We start from the raw sequence: 17,119 nt of genomic DNA on the forward strand, positions 1-17,119 counted from the left end.
GTGGTGTTCGGCATGTTCGCAGGCATCACCTACTGGTGGCCGAAGATGTTCGGCTTCAAGCTGGACGAGACCTGGGGCAAGCGTGCGTTCTGGGGTTGGTTCATTGGCTTCTACGTGGCCTTCATGCCGCTGTACGCCCTGGGCTTCATGGGCGCTACCCGCCGCATGCAGAGCTACCCGAACATGGACTACCAGCCGTTCTTCGTCGTTGCCGCTGTCGGCGCCGCGATCATCGCCCTGGGCATCCTGTGCCAGGTGATCCAGATCGCCGTGTCCATCCGCGACCGCAAGAAGAACGTCGACCTCACCGGCGACCCGTGGGATGCCCGTACCCTGGAGTGGGAAACCGCTTCCCCGGTGCAGTTCTACAACTTCGCCGTGCTGCCCAAGGGCGAGGAACTGGACGACTTCTGGCACCGCAAGCAGCGTGGCGAGGCATGGGTGCGTCCGGCCAAGTACAGCGACATCCATATGCCGAAGAACACCGGCACCGGCGTTGTCATTGGCGCGTTCAGCTTGGTGCTGGGTTTTGCGATGGTGTGGCACATCTGGTGGCTGGCCATCGTTGGCCTGGTCGGCATGATCGGTACCTTCATCTACCGCACCTTCGACAAGGACGTGGATTACTGGGTGCCGGCTGCTGAAGTCGAACGTATCGAGAACGAACACCACAAGCACCTGGTTGCCCAGGGCCTGGTGAAGAATGAGGTGAAGGCATGAGCACCAACGCCCACACGATGACCCACGCCTCCGCCGCGCATGCGGCGGGGCATGGCGATGACCATCACGAGCATCACGACACCAGCGAGAACACCGTCTTCGGTTTCTGGGTGTACCTGATGAGCGATCTGCTCATCTTCGCCACGCTGTTCGTGACCTACGTGGTGCTGTCCGGCGCCACCAACGGTGGCCCGTCGGCCAAGGACCTGTTCGAACTGCCGTTCGTCGCATGGGAAACCGCGCTGCTGCTGGTGTCCTCGCTGACCTTCGGCCTGGGCATGATCGCCATGCACCAGTCCAGGCAGGGCCTGATGTTCTTCTGGCTGGCTATCACCTGGCTGCTGGGTGCCGGCTTCATGGGCATGGAAATCTGGGAGTTCAACCACCTGATCCATAACGGTAACGGTCCGGACCAGAGTGCCTTCCTGTCGGCGTTCTTCGCACTGGTCGGTACCCACGGTCTGCACGTGACCGCGGGCCTGCTGTGGCTGCTGGTGATGTTCATCCAGCTCAAGCAGGACGGCCTGACCCAGCGCAACAAGACCCGCATGGCGTGCCTGAGCCTGTTCTGGCACTTCCTGGACCTGGTCTGGATCGGCGTGTTCTCTGTCGTTTATCTGTCGGGAGCGATGTAATGTCCGCACATGACAATCATGCACACGGTGCCGCTGGCGAGAGCCACGGCAGCGTCAAGTCCTATCTGATCGGCTTCGTGCTGGCTGCGGTGCTTACCATCATCCCGTTCTGGGTGGTGATGAGCGGTGGCATGTCCAGCTTTGCCACCGGCGCGGTGATCGTGGTTGCAGGCATCCTGCAGCTGCTGGTGCACCTGGTGTTCTTCCTGCACCTGGACCGCTCCTCGGCGGCCCGCTGGAACGTCAATGCCGGCATGTTCACCCTGGTGGTGATCGGCATCATCGTGCTGGGCACGCTGTGGGTCATGTGGAACATGAACTACCACATGATGCACTGAGCGTTCTGCTCGACGCTGGTGCAAGGAAGGCCGCCGCAAGGCGGCCTTCTTTTTTTCAGGGCAGCAGCGGCTGGAGCCTTCCGGCAGAGGTGGTCAATCCAGAGCAGCCTCGCTTCTGAACTGCGGAATGGGTCAGTTCTTCCGGTAAGGCTGGCGTCAGCTGGGAAGCACCGCTAGCCAATGCTCACGACCAGACGGCTATTGCTGGAGAGGGATATGGCTACCATCGGATCGTGCCTCAGCCGCGAGCCAATGGCATTGAACGCAAGCACCAGACAATAGTCCTGCGTATTGCGGAGCGTTCTGTGTCTGCGCTGGGCGTGTTGCCGAGCATGGCTCGGCACTACCGGCAGCGTTGGGATTCAACCGACCTTGCGCATGAACTCGGTGGCATCCATGGGACGGCCCAGGTGGTAGCCCTGCAATACGTCGCAGCCCATTTCGCCGAGGAAATCGCGTTGCGCTGCCGTCTCCACGCCTTCGGCGACCACCTGCAGCTGCAGTGAGCGGCCCAGCGCGATGATGGAGGCGACGATGGCGGCATCTTCGCTGTTGTGCTCAAGATCGCGCACGAAGGCACGATCGATTTTCAACTCGGTCGCCGGCATGCGCTTGAGGTACAGCAGGCTGGAATAGCCCGTGCCGAAATCGTCGATGGCGATCTGCACCCCCATATCGGTCAGTGCCTGCAGCATCTGCAGGGTTGCCTCCACATTCTTCATGGCCGTGCTTTCGGTCACTTCCAGGGTCAGCTGGTGGGCCGCGATGGCATGCCGCTGCAAGGTGCGGCGCACGCTGTCCACCAGGGTGGGGGAGGAGAACTGCATCGGTGACAGATTCACCGCCATCGTCCAATCCGCATTGCCGGCATCGTGCCACTGGCGCAGCTGTGCGCAGGCCTGGTCCAGTACCCACTCGCCGATCGGGATGATCAATCCGCTGCGTTCGGCAATGGGGATGAAGACATCCGGCGACAGCAGGCCCAGCTCGGGGTGCTGCCAGCGCAACAGGGCCTCGGCACCGCTGGGCCGCTGGTTGGCGGTCGGGAACTTGGGTTGGTAGTGCAGCACCAGCTCGGTGCGGGCGATGGCGCGGCGCAGGTCCTGCAGCAGGCGCAGACGTTGGCGGGTGCCAGCCTGCATGGTCGCGGTGAAGAAGGCATGGCCGTTCCGGCCTGCCTGCTTGACGTGGTACATGGCAGCGTCGGCATGTGCCATCAGCTCACGCTCGTCGTTGGCGTCTTCCGGATACAGCGCCACGCCGATGCTCACGCTGCAGATCAGCTCGGCATTGTCGAGCTGGAACGGCTCGGCCACGGCCGCGCAGATCTGCTCCGCCAGCAGGGCCGCATCGTCCGGGCTGTCTACAGCGGTAACGATCACGAATTCGTCGCCACCGAGCCGGGCAAAGGTGTCCTGCGCGCGCAGCAGGGCGCTTACTCGTTGGCTGAACTGCACCAGCAAACGGTCGCCGAGCTGGTGGCCGTAGGCATCATTGACGTTCTTGAAACCGTCCAGGTCGCAGAACATCAACGCCAGCCCATGGTCGCGCCGTTGCGCCTTTTCGATGGCCTGCTCGATGCGGTCCTGCAGCAGCATGCGGTTGGGCAGTTGGGTGAGTGGATCGTGCAGGGCGGCCTGCACCAGTTTTTCGTTGGCGTTGGCCAGTGAGTGGGCAAGGATGCCGGTGCGCAGCCGCATCTGCCGGTCGAACACCGACGCAAGCAGGGCAATGGCCAGGGTAGCCAGGGTGGTGACGATGACCAGCCCGGCCAACCAGTGCGTATCCAGGCCGCCGTCGCGCACCGCGCCGCATATCGCGCCTGCGGGGAAGCGCGCGGCGGCCATGCCGGTGTAGTGCATGCCAACGATGGCCAGGCCCATGACCAGCGAGGCCAGCAGCCGCATCGGCAGCACGTGGCGGCGTTCGCCGCGCAGTCGCATCGCGATCCACAGCGCAGCGCCCGACGCCGCGATGGCAATGACCAGGGACGCAGCAAACCAGGCCGGGTCGTAGTCGATGCCCGGCTGCATCTGCAGCGCCGCCATGCCGATGTAGTGCATGCCGGCGATGCCCAGCCCCATCAGCACCGCACCGGCGAGCAGGCGCCGCCCGGGCAGGTGCTCGTGCGACACCAGCCACAGCGCATAGGCCGAGGCGGCGATGGACGCGGCCAGTGAGTAGCCGGTCATCGCCAGGTCATAGCCCATCGGCACAGGCAGCTTGAAGGCAAGCATGCCGATGAAGTGCATCGACCAGATGCCCATGCCCATGGCCAACGCACCGCAGGCCAGCCAGATGCGGGCAGCCCGGCTGCCGCGGTTGGTGGCAACGCGGCCGGACATGTCCAACGCGGTATATGAAGCAAGAATCGCCACCAGCAGTGAGAAGGTGACGAGGCTCTGGCTGTAGCTGCCAGTCATTGAGATTCCAATGGGCCCGAAGCAGGAGGCCCCGCTGGACTAGCGGCCGCAGCCGGCCAGACTTTAGAGCGGTCGCAGTGTTTGCGACGGGCCTCGGCTATTCTGCTGCACCTGACTTCTCGACACAGTGAATATCTGCATGGCCAAGACCCGCAGCGCCTATGTCTGCAGCGAATGCGGCGCCGAGTACAGCAAGTGGCAGGGCCAGTGCACCGAATGTGGCGCATGGAACGTGCTCAGCGAGATCGTGCTGGAAACCGCAGCTGCCGCCAAATCGCCAGCGGCCCGCCGCAGCGGTTGGGCCGGCAAGGTCGAGGCACCGAAGATCACTGCATTGAAGGACGTCCAGCAGACCGATCACCTGCGTGTTTCCACCGGCATCGGTGAGTTCGACCGGGTGCTGGGCGGCGGCCTGGTCGAGGGGGCGGTGGTGCTGGTGGGCGGTGACCCGGGCATCGGCAAGTCCACCCTGTTGTTGCAGGCGGTGGCGAAGATGGCAGGCACCTTGCCGGTGCTGTACGTCACCGGTGAAGAGTCGCTGGCGCAGGTGGCTGGGCGCGCGGTGCGTCTGGACCTGCCCCTGGAAGGGGTCAACGCGCTGGCCGAAACCGGCGTTGAACACATCCTGCAGCATGCGGCCACGGCACGCCCCAAGCTGATCGTGGCCGACTCGGTGCAGACCTTGTGGACCGAGGCACTGACCGCGGCGCCCGGCTCGGTCAGTCAGGTGCGTGAGAGTGCCGCGCGGCTGGTGCGCTTTGCCAAGGAAACCGGCACCGCCGTGTTCCTGGTTGGCCACGTCACCAAGGAGGGCGGCATCGCCGGCCCGCGCGTGCTCGAGCACATGGTCGATGCGGTGCTGTACTTCGAGGGTGAAAGCGGCAGCCGTTTCCGTGTGCTGCGCGCGTTCAAGAACCGCTTTGGCGCGGTCAACGAACTCGGCGTGTTCGCGATGGGCGAGAAGGGCTTGAAGGAAGTACCCAATCCCTCGGCCATCTTCCTGTCCGGTGGCAGTACCCGCCAGCCCGGCAGTTGCGTGATGGTCACCCGCGAGGGCACCCGCCCGTTGCTTGTGGAAGTACAGGCGCTGGTCGACTCCTCGCCGTTGTCCAACCCGCGGCGGGTGGCGGTAGGCCTGGAACAGAACCGGCTGGCGATGCTGCTGGCGGTGTTGCACCGCCATGGCGGCGTGCTGGTCGGCGACCAGGACGTCTTCGTCAACGTGGTCGGTGGTATCCGCGTGCAGGAGACCGCGGTGGATTTGCCGGTGTTGCTGGCGGTGCTGTCCTCGCTGCAGGACCGGCCCTTGGCCGAGAAGACCATCGCCTTTGGCGAAGTGGGTCTTTCCGGCGAGATCCGCCCCGTGCCGAACGGCGAGGACCGCCTGCGCGAGGCGGCTACCCATGGCTTCAAGCGCGCCATCGTGCCCAAGGCCAATGCGCCCAAGGCCGGCGCGGTGAAGGGCATGGAAGTGATCGCGGTGGAGCGGCTGTCGCAGGCGCTGGAAGCCGCGATGGAGTGAGCCTAGTAATGCCCAGCCATGCTCGGCAGGGACGCTACCTGTAGTGCCGAGCCATGCTCGGCAGGGACGCTACCTGTAGTGCCGAGCCATGCTCGGCAGAGGCGCTATCTGTAGTGCCGAGCCATGCTCGGCAAGGGGCTTTCGCAAAGACCCAGCTTGTAGCAGCGGTGTAAGCCCCGAATCTGATAGTCGCTCCGATCCAGAGATGCCTGCAATTTCATCGCCGCCCGCTTCGCAGCTTACACCCCTCCCACAAGAGGGCGGTGGGTAGGTGCATTGGTGGGAAGGCCTTTGCCGAGCATGGCTCGGCACTACAGGCCGGGTCAGCCGCGGCCCAGCACCAGCTCGATGACGAACTGGCTGCCAAAGAAAGCCAGCAGCAACAGCGCCATCGCGCTCAGGGTCCAGTGCACCGCCTTGATGCCGCGCCAGCCATAGCGCCGGCGGCCAATCAGCAAGGTGCCGAAGACCAGCCACGACAGCACGCTGAGCACGGTCTTGTGCACCAGCTTCTGCGCCAGCAGGTTGTCGACAAACAGCACGCCGGTGAGCAGGGTCAGGGTCAGCAGGCTGAAGCCCACCGCGATCGTGCGGAACAGCAGGGTTTCCAGGTCGGCCAGCGGCGGCAGTGCGCGCAGCCAGGGGCGGAAATCGCGGCGACGCAGTGCACGCTCCTGCAGCCACAACATGACCGCCAGCAGCGCGGCGACGCTCAGCGTGGCATAGGCCAGCAGGGCCAGCCAGGCATGCAAGGCCAGCCGCCAGCCCAGCACCTTGCTCGGCTCATGGCCGTAGCCGTGATAGGCCAGCAGCAGGATCGCGGCCGTGGGGAAGACCAGTACGCCCAGCGCCGCCATCCGCCCGCGCGCACCAACGAAGGTGGTCAGCAGCGCCATGCCCAGGCCTACCAGCGACAAGGCGGCGAAGAAGTGCATGTCCGGGCCGCCGCTGGTGCGCAGGGCCACCAGCAGGTGGTAACCGCCATGCAATACCACGGCCGCGCCTGCGGGCAGCAGCCAGCCGCGGGAGGGGGCGCTGCGGTCTGCGCTAAGCCCGCGCACGAGCAGGGCCGTGGCCAGCAGATACAGTGCGGTGGCGATGAGAACGATTGTCATCGGCACAGTTTCGCACACGGGCCCGCCGCTGGCGACGTGATCCGCCAGTGGCGGCGCTGGCCGCTATACTTGGCAACTCTGTATCCACGCTCCGCAGGTTGCACCGTATATGTTCGAGTCACTGACCCAGCGCCTTTCCGGCACCATCGAGCGCCTGCGTGGGCGCGGCCGCCTGACCGAGGAAAACATCCGCGAAGCCACGCGCGAGGTCCGCATCGCCCTGCTGGAGGCTGACGTGGCCTTGCCGGTGGTGCAGGCGCTGGTCGAGAAGATCAAGGTGCGCGCGGTCGGCCAGGAAGTGCTCAAGTCGCTGACCCCGGGCCAGGCCCTGATCAAGGTCGTGCGCGACGAGCTGACCGCGGTGATGGGCTCGCAGGCCACCGACCTGAACCTCAACGTGCCGGCCCCGGCCATCATCCTGATGGCGGGCCTGCAGGGTGCAGGCAAGACCACCACCGTGGGCAAGCTGGCCAAGCACCTGAAGGAAAAGCGCAAGAAGAAGGTGATGGTGGTCTCGGCCGACGTCTACCGCCCGGCCGCCATCGAGCAGTTGAAGACGCTGGCTGACCAGGTCGGCGTGCTGTTCTTCCCGTCCAGCCCGGACCAGAAGCCGGTGGACATCGTCCGCGCCGCCATCGACGACGCACGCAAGTCCTTCGCGGACGTGCTGCTGGTGGATACCGCCGGCCGCCTGGCCATCGACGAAGCGATGATGGCCGAGATCAAGGCCCTGCACGCGGCGATCAACCCGGCTGAAACCCTGTTCGTGGTCGACTCGATGACCGGCCAGGACGCGGCCAACACCGCCAAGGCTTTCGGTGAGGCGCTGCCGCTGACCGGCGTGGTGCTGACAAAGACCGACGGTGACGCCCGTGGCGGTGCCGCGCTGAGTGTGCGCTACATCACCGGCAAGCCGATCAAATTCACCGGTACCGGTGAAAAGGTCGACGGCCTGGATGTGTTCCATCCCGAGCGTGTGGCCAGCCGCATCCTCGACATGGGCGACGTGCTGTCGCTGGTGGAGCAGGTCGAACAGCAGGTCGACAAGGACAAGGCACAGAAGCTGGCCGAGAAGGTCGCCAAGGGCAAGAAGTTCGATTTGAACGACATGCGCGACCAGCTGGAGCAGATGCAGAACATGGGCGGCATCGGTGGCCTGATGGACAAGCTGCCAGGCCTGGGCCAGGTGCCCGAGCACCTGAAGCAGCAGGTCAGCCAGAGCAAGGAAGTGCCGCGCATGATCGCCATCATCAACTCGATGACCAAGAAGGAGCGCCGCAACCCGGGGCTGCTCAATGGCTCGCGACGTGCCCGCATCGCGCGCGGCTCTGGCACCCAGCCGGCCGACGTCAACAAGTTGATGAAGCAGTACATGCAGATGGAAAAGATGATGGGCAAGCTTGCCGGTGGTGGCATGAAGGGCATGCTGCGCAACATGAAGGGCATGCTTGGTGCCATGGGCGGCGGCAAGGGCGGCGGCCTGCCGTTCCGTTGAGTGCGTTCCGGTGGGGGCGCTTGGGCGCGGCGCGCCTGTGCTTCCCTCGCCAAGGGACGCGGTAATTCCAAGCCCCTCTGCGCAGCCCTTCTTGCTCGACGTGAGAGGGGCGCCAAGCTCCCGCAGGTGCCGTGCAAGGTAGTCGTTGTTTCCCACCCGGAGGCAGTCGCCCATGAATCCTGCGATCCAGCAACGCGTTGATCGCTTCTGCACGCGCTTCGGTGTGGAGCTGCCCATTCTTCTCGCGCCGATGGCCGGTGCCTGTCCGGTGTCCCTGTCCGCGGCCCTGGCCAATGCGGGCGGCATGGGTGCGATGGGGGCGGTACTGTCCACCCCGCTGCAGATCGGCCAGTGGATGGACGATTTCCGGCAGCAGGCAACCGGGCCGGCCCAGGTCAACGTATGGGTGCCGGATCCACCACCGCAGCGTGATGCGGCCGCCGAAGCGGCGAGCCGGGGTTTCCTTTCGCAGTGGGGGCCGCCGGTGGATGTGTCGGCCGGTGATGCGGGCCCGGCGGATTTCGATGTCCAGTTCGATGCGCTGGTCGCGGCGCGTCCGGCGGTCGCCTCGACCATCATGGGCGTGCTGGCGCCCGCGCAGGTAAAGCGCCTCAAAGGTGCGGGCATCGCCTGGTTTGCATGTGCAACTACCCTGGACGAAGCACTGCAGGCACAGGCCGCTGGCGCCGATGTGGTGGTGGCGCAGGGCATGGAGGCGGGCGGCCATCGCGGTGCGTTTGATGCGGCCCAGGCCGAACGGCAGATGGTGGGCCTGTTCGCGCTGCTGCCACGCTTGGCGGACAAGCTGGAGGTGCCGGTGATTGCCGCAGGCGGCATTGGCGACGGGCGGGGTGTTGCGGCGGCCCTGCTGTTGGGCGCCAGTGCCGTGCAGATTGGTACGGCGTTCCTGGCGGCGGAAGAATCGGACATCGCCCCCGCCTGGCGACAAGCCTTGGCCGGTGCCGAACCGGAAGCGACCTGTGCCACCCGTGCCTTCAGTGGGCGCCTGGGGCGGGCGTTGGAGACGCCCTACGTGCGCGCTGCGGCCGCCGTTTCCGCACCCGTTCCACAGCCCTATCCGGTGCAGCGTGGCCTGACCGCCGCCATGCGCCGGCAGGCCGCGGCCGACAACCGGCTGGATGCCATGCAGGCATGGGCCGGGCAATCGGCGTGGATGGCGCGTTCCGCGCCGGCTGCCGAGCTGCTGGCCGCGATGTGGCGGCAGGCGAGGGCGCTGCTGTGACCTACCTGAGCTGCAATGGTCAGCCCATGGAGTCCGCGCTGACGCCAACGCTGCTGGTCAATTACGGCCATTTCACCTCGCTGCAGGTGCGCGCTGGGGCGGTGCAGGGCTGGGACCTGCACCTGCAGCGCTTACAGCAAGGCTCGCGCGAACTGTTCGGCACCGAGCTGGATGCGCGGCAATTGCAGGGCTGGTTGCAGCAGGCCCTGCAGGCGTTCGCGCTGGAAGATGCGTCGCTGCGGATCACCGTGTTCTCGAGTCAGTTCGATTTCCGCCAGCCCCTGCAGCCGGTGCCGCTGGACGTCCTGATCGGCCTGACGCCACCGGCAACCATGCCGACCACTGCGCGCGCAGTGCTGCCGGTGGTGTACCAGCGCGAGCTGCCGCACCTCAAGCACGTGGGCACCTTTCCCCTGTTCCACCTGCGCCGTGAGGCCATGCGGCAGGGTTTTGATGATGCGCTGCTGGTGGATGCCGATGGCCGGGTCTGTGAAGGCAGCACCTGGAACCTGGCGTTCTGGGATGGCGCACAGGTGGTGTGGCCACAGGCCGACGCATTGCGCGGTACGGCCGAGCAGTTGCTGGTCCGCAGCCTGGATGGCCTGGGGCAGGTTCAGCTGCAGCGTCCGGTAAGCCTGGAGGCCTTGCCCGGGTTCACTGGTGCGGTGGCCTGCAACGCGACCGGGCTGTGGCCCCTGGGCCGGATCGGCGGGCAGGTGTTCGAGCAGTCCGATGCCTTGCTGCGGCTGTTGCGGCAGGCGCTGACCCTGACGCCGTGGCGCCTGCCTGGCCAATCCCGGTAACTCTGGCGTAAGCCGTGCAGCCCTGATGTCAGCATCGAGGAGTTTTCGGGCACTCACACGCTTCAGCGAGGTTGGTATCAGTAAGTCATGAGACTTTCGGGCGCCCAGGCTTTGCGGCTTACGCCACCCCTGCCGTGGGTGGGGTTGGATTACGGGCAGGGCGCCGCTATAATCGCCGGCTTACCGCGCCATCCTGGCGACTGGGCAACATAGGAAAACACCACCATGGTCAAGATTCGACTGACCCGCGGCGGCGCCAAGAAGCGTCCGTTCTACCACATCATCGTTACCGACGTCCGTAGCGCCCGCGACGGCCGCAACATCGAGCGCGTCGGCTACTACAACCCGGTTGCCCAGGGCGCTGAACAGCGCGTTGTGCTGGACGTTGCCGCTGTCGACAAGTGGGTTGCCAACGGCGCTCAGCTGACCGACAAGGTTCGCAACCTGTACAAGGAAGCGACCAAGGCCCAGGCCACCGCGGCCTGATCCTGGCGGGCCGCGCGCAAGCGCGGCCCGACTGCTATATGAAGAAAGATATCGAGCGCCGGATCCTGCTGGGCAGGGTTGCCGGCGTTTTTGGTGTGCGCGGCGAAATCAAGCTCGAGTCCTGGACCGAGCCCCGTTCCGCCATTTTCAAATACCAGCCGTGGATCCTGCGTACCCCCGCGGGACAGGAGTCCGAGCTGACCGGCGTGCGTGGCCGGGATTCGGGCAAGACGCTGGTTGCGACCTTCCCGGGCGTGACCGATCGCGATGTGGCCGAGGCCATGCGTGGCACCGAGATCTACGTTGCCCGCAGTGCGCTGCCGCCGCCGAGCGCGGACGAGTATTACTGGGTGGATCTGGAAGGCCTGGACGTGCACACCGTCGAGGGCGTCAAGCTGGGCCAGGTGTCGCATCTGTTCAATACCGGCTCCAACGACGTGCTGGTAGTGCGCGGTGACCGCGAGCGGATGGTGCCGTTCGTGATGGACGATTTCATCAAGTCGGTGGATTTCGACGCCAACCTGATCGTGGTTGATTGGGATCCGGAGTTCTGAAGGTGCGTGGATTCGGAGGTCGGGATTCGGGATTCGCGAGCGGAGGGCGGGCAGTGTTGCCTTTGCGCTGCTGGCCTTTGAGCCCGCATCGCGCGAACGTTGTTTTCGTCTTTTGCGCACCCCGGCGCTGAGCGGCCACCGAGTAGCCTGCGTTTCCAAATCTCCAATCCCGACTACCCAATCCCAACCACAATGCGCATCGACGTCATCAGCCTGTTCCCCGAGTTCCTTGCCCAATCGGCCGCGCTGGGCGTGGTTGGTCGCGCGCAGGAGCGGGGATTGCTGGAACTGCACGGCTGGAACCCGCGTGACTATGCCGAGGGCAATTACCGGCGGGTGGACGACCGTCCGTTCGGCGGTGGCCCGGGCATGGTGATGCTGATCGAGCCGCTGCGGGCAGCCCTGGCGGCGGCGCGTGCGGCCGATCCGACCCCGGCGCCGCTGATCTACCTCAGCCCGCAGGGCCGGCCGCTGGACCAGGCCAAGGTGCGCGAGCTGGCGGCCTTGCCGCGGATGATCCTGCTCTGTGGCCGCTATGAAGGGGTGGACGAGCGCTTCCTGGCGGGCGAGGTGGACGAGGAGATTTCCATCGGTGACTACGTGCTGTCCGGCGGTGAGCTGGGTGCGGCGGTGATCATCGATGCGGTCACCCGTCTGCAGGACGGCGCCTTGAACGATGCCGAGTCGGCGGTGCAGGACAGTTTTGAAGGCGATGGCCTGCTGGACTGCCCGCACTACAGCCACCCGGCCAGCCATGCGCTGGGCGAGGTGCCGGACGTGCTGCGCTCCGGTAACCATGCCGCCATTGCCGCCTGGCGGCGCCAGCAGTCCCTGCTGCGCACCGCGTTGCGGCGCCCGGACCTGCTGGACGAGGCGGGCCTGAACAAGGCCGACCGCAAGCTGCTGGGCGAGGCCCGGCAAGCGCTTGCAGATTCGTTCAAGCAAGCTACTGGCGCCGGCGGCGGTCAGTAGGTTAGAATTGCGAGTTCCCGTCGGCTGAATGGCCTGATGTGGAGCCAGAACAATAACGTGCAGCGCAATCCGGCGACTGTATAAGCCTAAGCTGTCGATCAGACACGCCCACCCCGAACAATCGGTGTAACCCAATGAGCAAGCTGAACAAGTCCATCGTCGCGGAATTCGAATCCGCCCAGATCACCCGCGAACTGCCGAAGTTCAGCCAGGGCGACACCGTCGTGGTGAACGTGAAGGTCAAGGAAGGCAACCGTGAGCGCGTGCAGGCATACGAAGGCGTCGTCATCGGCACCAAGAATGCTGGCCTGAACTCCGCTTTCACCGTGCGCAAGATCTCGCACGGCTACGGCGTCGAGCGCGTCTTCCAGACCCACAGCGCCATCATCGACTCGGTCGAAGTGAAGCGCCGCGGTAAGGTTCGCGCCGGTAAGCTGTACTACCTGCGTGGCCTGGAAGGCAAGGCTGCCCGCATCAAGGAAGACCTGGCTGCTGCCCAGCAGGCCAAGGCTGCTCGCCTGGCTGCCAAGGCCGCCGAGTAATCCCGCCAACAGGCCCCGCCTGTTTGCACAGCAACGGCCACCTTCGGGTGGCCGTTTGCGTTTGTGAGGTTGGGTGAAGGTTGAAAGCTGGGAAAGCTTTGAGGTTCTCAAGCTTTGAAGCTCAGAAGCTCAGAAGCGTAGAAGCGTAGAAGCGTAGAAGCGTAGAAGCGTAGAAGCGTAGAAGCGTAGAAGCGTAGAAGCGTAGAAGCCCCCTCATCCGCCCTCCGGGCACCTTCTCCCGCAGGCGGGAGAAGGGACAGCTGGGCTTTTCTGCTATCGGATAGTTGGCTGCGCAGAGCACAAGCAATGCACCAGCCCCCAGCAATGCCAGTCTTCCCTTCTCCCGCTTGCGGGAGAAGGTGCCCGGAGAGCCTGCCCCCGCGAAGGCGGGGGAGGGATGAGGGCGTTTTTGATCCTTGCTCTGGCTTTCCGCCATATGGCCACTCAGCGGAAATGCGCCTCGATCTGCTCCAGCGTCTTGCCCTTGGTTTCCGGCAGCCAGAACGCGGCAATCAGGAAGAAGGCAAACGTACACGCCGCCCAGAACAGGAACATGCTGGCGTAGCCGTAATGGCCCACCGTCGGCAGGAACACCGCCGCGATCGTGGTCGACACGAATTGGTTGATCAGCAGCGCGATGCTCATGCCGTTCGAGCGGATGCGGTTCGGCATCAGCTCCGACAAGGCCAGCCACACGCATACACCCGGGCCGACGGCGAAGAACGCCACGAATACCAGGATGCAGGCCGCCACTGCCCAGCCGTGCGAAGCCGGCGGCACCGCGCCAATCCAGGCCTGCTCGATGCGTAGCGGCGCATCGGCGGCCGCGCTCGGGTCCGGGAACGGATTCAGATGCAGGCTGCGGAAGAAACGCCCGATCACACTGTCAGCACGCACCGTACCGGAGCGCTCGATCAACAGCTGCTGATCACTGGGATTGTCGCTGCGCAGTGAACGCACATCGCTGAAACCGCCGTAACTCCACGACACCGTCAGCTGCGACGGTTGCCCATCGCGATTGCGGGTGCCGGCGAGCTGGTGCCAGTGCGCCGCGTCCAGCTGCAACTGCAGGCCATCGGCCTGCACCGCGCGCTGCAATACCTGCTGCACATCGGCGCGGCCCTGCTCGGCCTTGAAGAACAGCATCGCTGCCGCCAGCAGGGCAAGACAGATGCCGCCACTGCCGATCATCAGCAGGAACTTGCGGCCCTTGCGATCCACCAGCAACAAGGCGACCAGCGTCATGATCACGTTGAGCAGTTTGATCGCTACATCCGCGCCGTTCGCAGCGGCACCGGGCAGACCAGCCTGATTGAGGATGTTGACCGCGTAAGCGAGGATCGAGTTGATGCCGGTGGCCTGGGTGAAAGCCAATACCAGGCAGGCCAGTACGAACGGCACCATGTAGCGGCGGCTGAAAAGCCGATCGCGCTCGCCTTCCGCCTTCGCGACGACTGGATTCTGGATCTGCGCCAGCGTGGCTTCCACCTGTGACGGCGGCAGGGTCGCCTGCAGGCCGCGACGTGCGGCATCGATGCGACCGCGACGTGCCAGCCAACGCGGTGATTCGTTGAGCCAGAACAGGCCGATGCAGAACACCACGCCCGGCAACAGGCAGGTCCAGAAAATCGTGCGCCAGGCCTGATCCTTCACCGCGAACAGATGCTGTGCCTGCTGCACCAGGGGCAGGTTGCGCACCGACTCGGTTGCTGCATCCACCGAATGTGCCTGGTACAGGCCAATCAAGGCGGCCAGCACCAGCCCAACCGTCAGCAGCAGCTGGAACATCGCTGCGCCGCGACCGCGTCGTTCCGGTCCCAGCACTTCGGCCAGATACAAAGGCACCACCACACCGATCAAACCACCGCTGATGCCTTGCAGCAGGCGCCCGAGCAGCAGCGGCGTATAGCCGGAGGCCAGCGCCATGATCGGGATGCTGGCGGTAAACAGCAGGCCAGCGAGCATCATCGCGCCACGGCGGCCGATCAGGTCGGCGATCATGCCGGCGAACAGCGACGACAACACGCTGCCCAGCAGCACCGCGGCAACCACGAAGCCCATCTGCTGACTGCTCAGCTGCCACGCGTGACTGGCGGTGGCCTCCAGATAGGGCAGGGCGCCGGCAATGATGCCGATGTCGATGCCGTACAGCAGGCCGCCCAGACCGGCGATGAAAAGGAGATAGCGCACGGGCCAACGCGGCGCGGCGTCGCTGGCGGGCACGGCAAAAGTGGTGTCGGTCATCGGCGCGTTCCTGGGGCAAGATTTTGTAGTGCCGAGCCATGCTCGGCTTGCCGCGCGGATGCGCGGCGTGTTCCGGTGACACGGCTATCGGAACGGAAGGCTGCCGAGCATGGCTCGGCACTACATGGAGCGGGTCAGTTTGGGTCGACCGGGTGGCCGGCTATCCATACCTGCTGCAACTTCAATTGCGGGTCCAGCACCACCATGTCCGCGCGCAGGCCCGGCGCGATGCGGCCGCGGTCTTCCAGGCCCAGGTAATCGGCCTGGATGGTGGAAACACGTTGCGAGGCGTCGGCCAGGTCCAGGCCGACATCGACCAGATTGCGCAGCGCCTGGTCCATGGTCAGCGCGCTGCCGGCCAGCGAGCCGGTGGAGAGCCGCACGCAGCCCATGCACTTGTGCACGCGCTGCTCGCCCAGCGCGTATTCGCCATCGGGCATGCCGGTGGCGGCAGTGGCATCGGTGACCGCATACAGGCGCGGGATCGCGCGCAGGGCCATGCGGATCGCGCCGCGATGCACATGCTGCAGGTCGGGAATCAGTTCGGCGTATTCGGCATGCGCCAATGCCGCTGCAGCGATGCCTGGCTTGTAGTGATCGACGCCGGTCATGCCGTTGAACAGATGGGTGAAGCCGACGGCGCCAGCCTGCAAGGCGGCGACCGCATCGTCGTACGTGCCCGCGCTATGGCCGACCTGCACGCGGATGCCCATCGCGGCCAAGGCGGGAATCAAGGCGGTGTGCTGGCCGATTTCCGGCGCAATCGTCAGCACCTTGATCGGTGCCAGTGCATGCAGGTGCTGCACCGATTCAAGGGTTGCCTCCAGGGTGCGTGGCGGTTGTGCGCCCAGACGCTGCGGGCTGATGAACGGACCTTCCAGATGCACGCCGATGATCTGCGCGGCATCCGCATCCGGCGTGGCCATCACCTGCGCAACACCGCGCAGGGCGTTCTCGATCTCGGCGTACTCGGCGGTCATGGTGGTGCCGAGCAGGGTGGTGGTGCCGTAGCGGGCATGGGTGTGGGCGATGCGGCGGGCGACATCGCCGCCCTGCATCAGGTCCACACCCGCCGCGCCATGCACATGCAGGTCGATGAAGCCGGGCAGGATGATCGGCAGATCGCCGCCATTACCTGCGTGGTCTTCCACCTCCAGCGTGCGCAGCTGCTGGTCGAAGTGGACGTGGCCGCGGCGCCAGCCCAAGGGAGTGAGAATGCGGCCGAACAGGCTGCGGATAGCGGTCATAGCGGTGGCTCGGCGGTGATCACTTCGATGCCCTGGCGCTGCAGTCCCTCGCGGGTGGCATCGTCGATGCCGGTATCGGTGATGATGGCGTGGATCTGGTCGAGGCGGGCGATGCGGTGCAGGCTGACCCGGCCAAATTTCGAGGCGTCGGTCAGCACCACGATACGCCTTGCGCGCTCGACCATGCGGTGATTGAGGCGGGCTTCGGCTTCGTCATGGGTGGTCAGGCCGAACTGCAGGTCCAGACCATCCACGCCAAGGAACAAGGTGTCGAAGCTGTAGGAGGTAAGGCTGGCCTCGGCCTGGCTGCCCTGCAGCGACAGCGACTGCTTGCGCAGCAGGCCGCCGGTCAGCAGCACGTTGACGGCCGGTGCGTTGGCCAGTTCCCAGGCAATGTTCAGACCATTGGTCATCACCGTGACATCGCGGTGGTCGCGCAGGTGCCGGGCCAGGGTCATGGTGGTGGAGCCGGAGTCGATGATGATGTTGTCGCCGGGTTGCACCAGCTGCGCGGCGCGCATGCCGATGGATTCCTTCAGCGACAGGTTCAGCGCATCTTTCTCGTGGATGTCCTGTTCCTGCGGCGGCATCCGCACCAGCGTCGCGCCACCGTGGGTGCGCGTGGCCAGGCCCTGGGCCTCGAAATGGCCCAGGTCGGTACGGATGGTCACCGCCGACACCCCGAACTGTTCAACCAGTTCGGCAACCTGCACCGAGCCTTGGTCGATCAGGCGTTGCAGGATCTGCTGTCGGCGGGGACGGGTATTGCGCATGGTCAGC

Annotated in this window: 16 protein-coding genes; 11 read left to right on the forward strand and 5 right to left on the reverse strand. The window is 65.4% G+C overall.

The window, feature by feature from the left end; all coding sequences use genetic code 11:
* The 3 genes from B2527_RS18315 to cyoD form a co-directional block, all read left to right on the forward strand.
* The coding region (locus tag B2527_RS18315; RefSeq protein WP_293716937.1) for a cbb3-type cytochrome c oxidase subunit I at positions 1-720 on the forward strand (720 nt) is incomplete at its 5' end.
* Positions 717-1,355 (forward strand): cytochrome o ubiquinol oxidase subunit III, encoded by a 639-nt coding sequence (gene cyoC / locus B2527_RS18320; protein WP_293716939.1) that lies wholly within the window; start codon positions 717-719, stop codon positions 1,353-1,355. The genes B2527_RS18315 and cyoC, both read left to right, overlap by 4 nt.
* Positions 1,355-1,693: a cytochrome o ubiquinol oxidase subunit IV gene (gene cyoD / locus B2527_RS18325; RefSeq protein WP_293716941.1), complete on the forward strand. Its 339-nt coding sequence runs from the start codon at positions 1,355-1,357 to the stop codon at positions 1,691-1,693. Before cyoC ends, cyoD begins: the two co-directional genes overlap by 1 nt.
* Before the next feature lie 362 nt (positions 1,694-2,055).
* On the opposite strand, the gene B2527_RS18330 is transcribed toward cyoD, so the two are convergent.
* Positions 2,056-4,116, reverse strand: a complete 2,061-nt coding sequence (locus tag B2527_RS18330) for a putative bifunctional diguanylate cyclase/phosphodiesterase (protein ID WP_293716943.1) — start codon at positions 4,114-4,116, stop codon at positions 2,056-2,058.
* A 139-nt stretch (positions 4,117-4,255) separates the two neighbouring features.
* Here B2527_RS18330 and radA point away from each other — a divergent pair, with 139 nt between their 5' ends.
* Positions 4,256-5,638: a DNA repair protein RadA gene (gene radA / locus B2527_RS18335; RefSeq protein ID WP_293716945.1), complete on the forward strand. Its 1,383-nt coding sequence runs from the start codon at positions 4,256-4,258 to the stop codon at positions 5,636-5,638.
* 323 nt (positions 5,639-5,961) lie between these two features.
* On the opposite strand, the gene B2527_RS18340 is transcribed toward radA, so the two are convergent.
* On the reverse strand, positions 5,962-6,753 hold the full coding sequence (locus B2527_RS18340) for a cytochrome C assembly family protein (RefSeq protein ID WP_293716947.1): 792 nt from the start codon (positions 6,751-6,753) through the stop codon (positions 5,962-5,964).
* Between the two features lie 109 nt (positions 6,754-6,862).
* Here B2527_RS18340 and ffh point away from each other — a divergent pair, with 109 nt between their 5' ends.
* The 7 genes from ffh (at position 6,863) to rplS (ending at position 12,848) form a co-directional block, all read left to right on the forward strand.
* A complete protein-coding gene (ffh, locus tag B2527_RS18345; protein WP_293716949.1) occupies positions 6,863-8,248 on the forward strand; it encodes a signal recognition particle protein in 1,386 nt (461 codons plus the stop codon).
* 172 nt (positions 8,249-8,420) lie between these two features.
* Positions 8,421-9,491 (forward strand): NAD(P)H-dependent flavin oxidoreductase, encoded by a 1,071-nt coding sequence (locus B2527_RS18350; RefSeq protein ID WP_293716951.1) that lies wholly within the window; start codon positions 8,421-8,423, stop codon positions 9,489-9,491.
* Positions 9,492-9,517: 26 nt separating this feature from the next.
* Positions 9,518-10,294 (forward strand): aminotransferase class IV family protein, encoded by a 777-nt coding sequence (locus B2527_RS18355; protein ID WP_293716953.1) that lies wholly within the window; start codon positions 9,518-9,520, stop codon positions 10,292-10,294.
* Positions 10,295-10,519: 225 nt separating this feature from the next.
* Entirely contained in the window at positions 10,520-10,780 is a 261-nt protein-coding gene (gene rpsP, locus B2527_RS18360; protein WP_293716955.1) for a 30S ribosomal protein S16, read from the forward strand.
* Positions 10,781-10,818: 38 nt separating this feature from the next.
* Complete coding sequence (gene rimM, locus B2527_RS18365; protein WP_293716956.1) at positions 10,819-11,334, forward strand: ribosome maturation factor RimM; 516 nt, start codon at positions 10,819-10,821, stop codon at positions 11,332-11,334.
* 192 nt (positions 11,335-11,526) lie between these two features.
* Positions 11,527-12,306 carry a tRNA (guanosine(37)-N1)-methyltransferase TrmD gene (trmD, locus tag B2527_RS18370; RefSeq protein ID WP_293716958.1) on the forward strand — a complete coding sequence of 260 codons (780 nt, stop codon included), beginning with the start codon at positions 11,527-11,529 and terminating at the stop codon, positions 12,304-12,306.
* A 134-nt stretch (positions 12,307-12,440) separates the two neighbouring features.
* On the forward strand, positions 12,441-12,848 hold the full coding sequence (gene rplS / locus B2527_RS18375) for a 50S ribosomal protein L19 (RefSeq protein WP_293716960.1): 408 nt from the start codon (positions 12,441-12,443) through the stop codon (positions 12,846-12,848).
* 444 nt (positions 12,849-13,292) lie between these two features.
* Here the strand turns inward: rplS and B2527_RS18380 are convergent, their stop codons facing one another.
* The 3 genes from B2527_RS18380 to B2527_RS18390 all read right to left on the reverse strand — a co-directional run bounded on the left by B2527_RS18380 (position 13,293) and on the right by B2527_RS18390 (position 17,118).
* Positions 13,293-15,092, reverse strand: a complete 1,800-nt coding sequence (locus B2527_RS18380; protein ID WP_293716962.1) for an MFS transporter — start codon at positions 15,090-15,092, stop codon at positions 13,293-13,295.
* A 134-nt stretch (positions 15,093-15,226) separates the two neighbouring features.
* Positions 15,227-16,339 (reverse strand): N-acetylglucosamine-6-phosphate deacetylase, encoded by a 1,113-nt coding sequence (nagA, locus tag B2527_RS18385; protein ID WP_293716963.1) that lies wholly within the window; start codon positions 16,337-16,339, stop codon positions 15,227-15,229.
* The gene (locus tag B2527_RS18390; RefSeq protein WP_293716986.1) at positions 16,336-17,118 is read right to left on the reverse strand and encodes a DeoR family transcriptional regulator; all 783 of its coding nucleotides are present in this window, start codon (positions 17,116-17,118) and stop codon (positions 16,336-16,338) included. The genes nagA and B2527_RS18390 overlap by 4 nt, the downstream gene beginning before the upstream one ends.
* Position 17,119 lies beyond the last annotated feature (1 nt).

It is taken from the genome of Stenotrophomonas sp. UBA7606 (assembly GCF_002477705.1).
In the GTDB taxonomy this organism is placed as follows: domain Bacteria; phylum Pseudomonadota; class Gammaproteobacteria; order Xanthomonadales; family Xanthomonadaceae; genus Stenotrophomonas.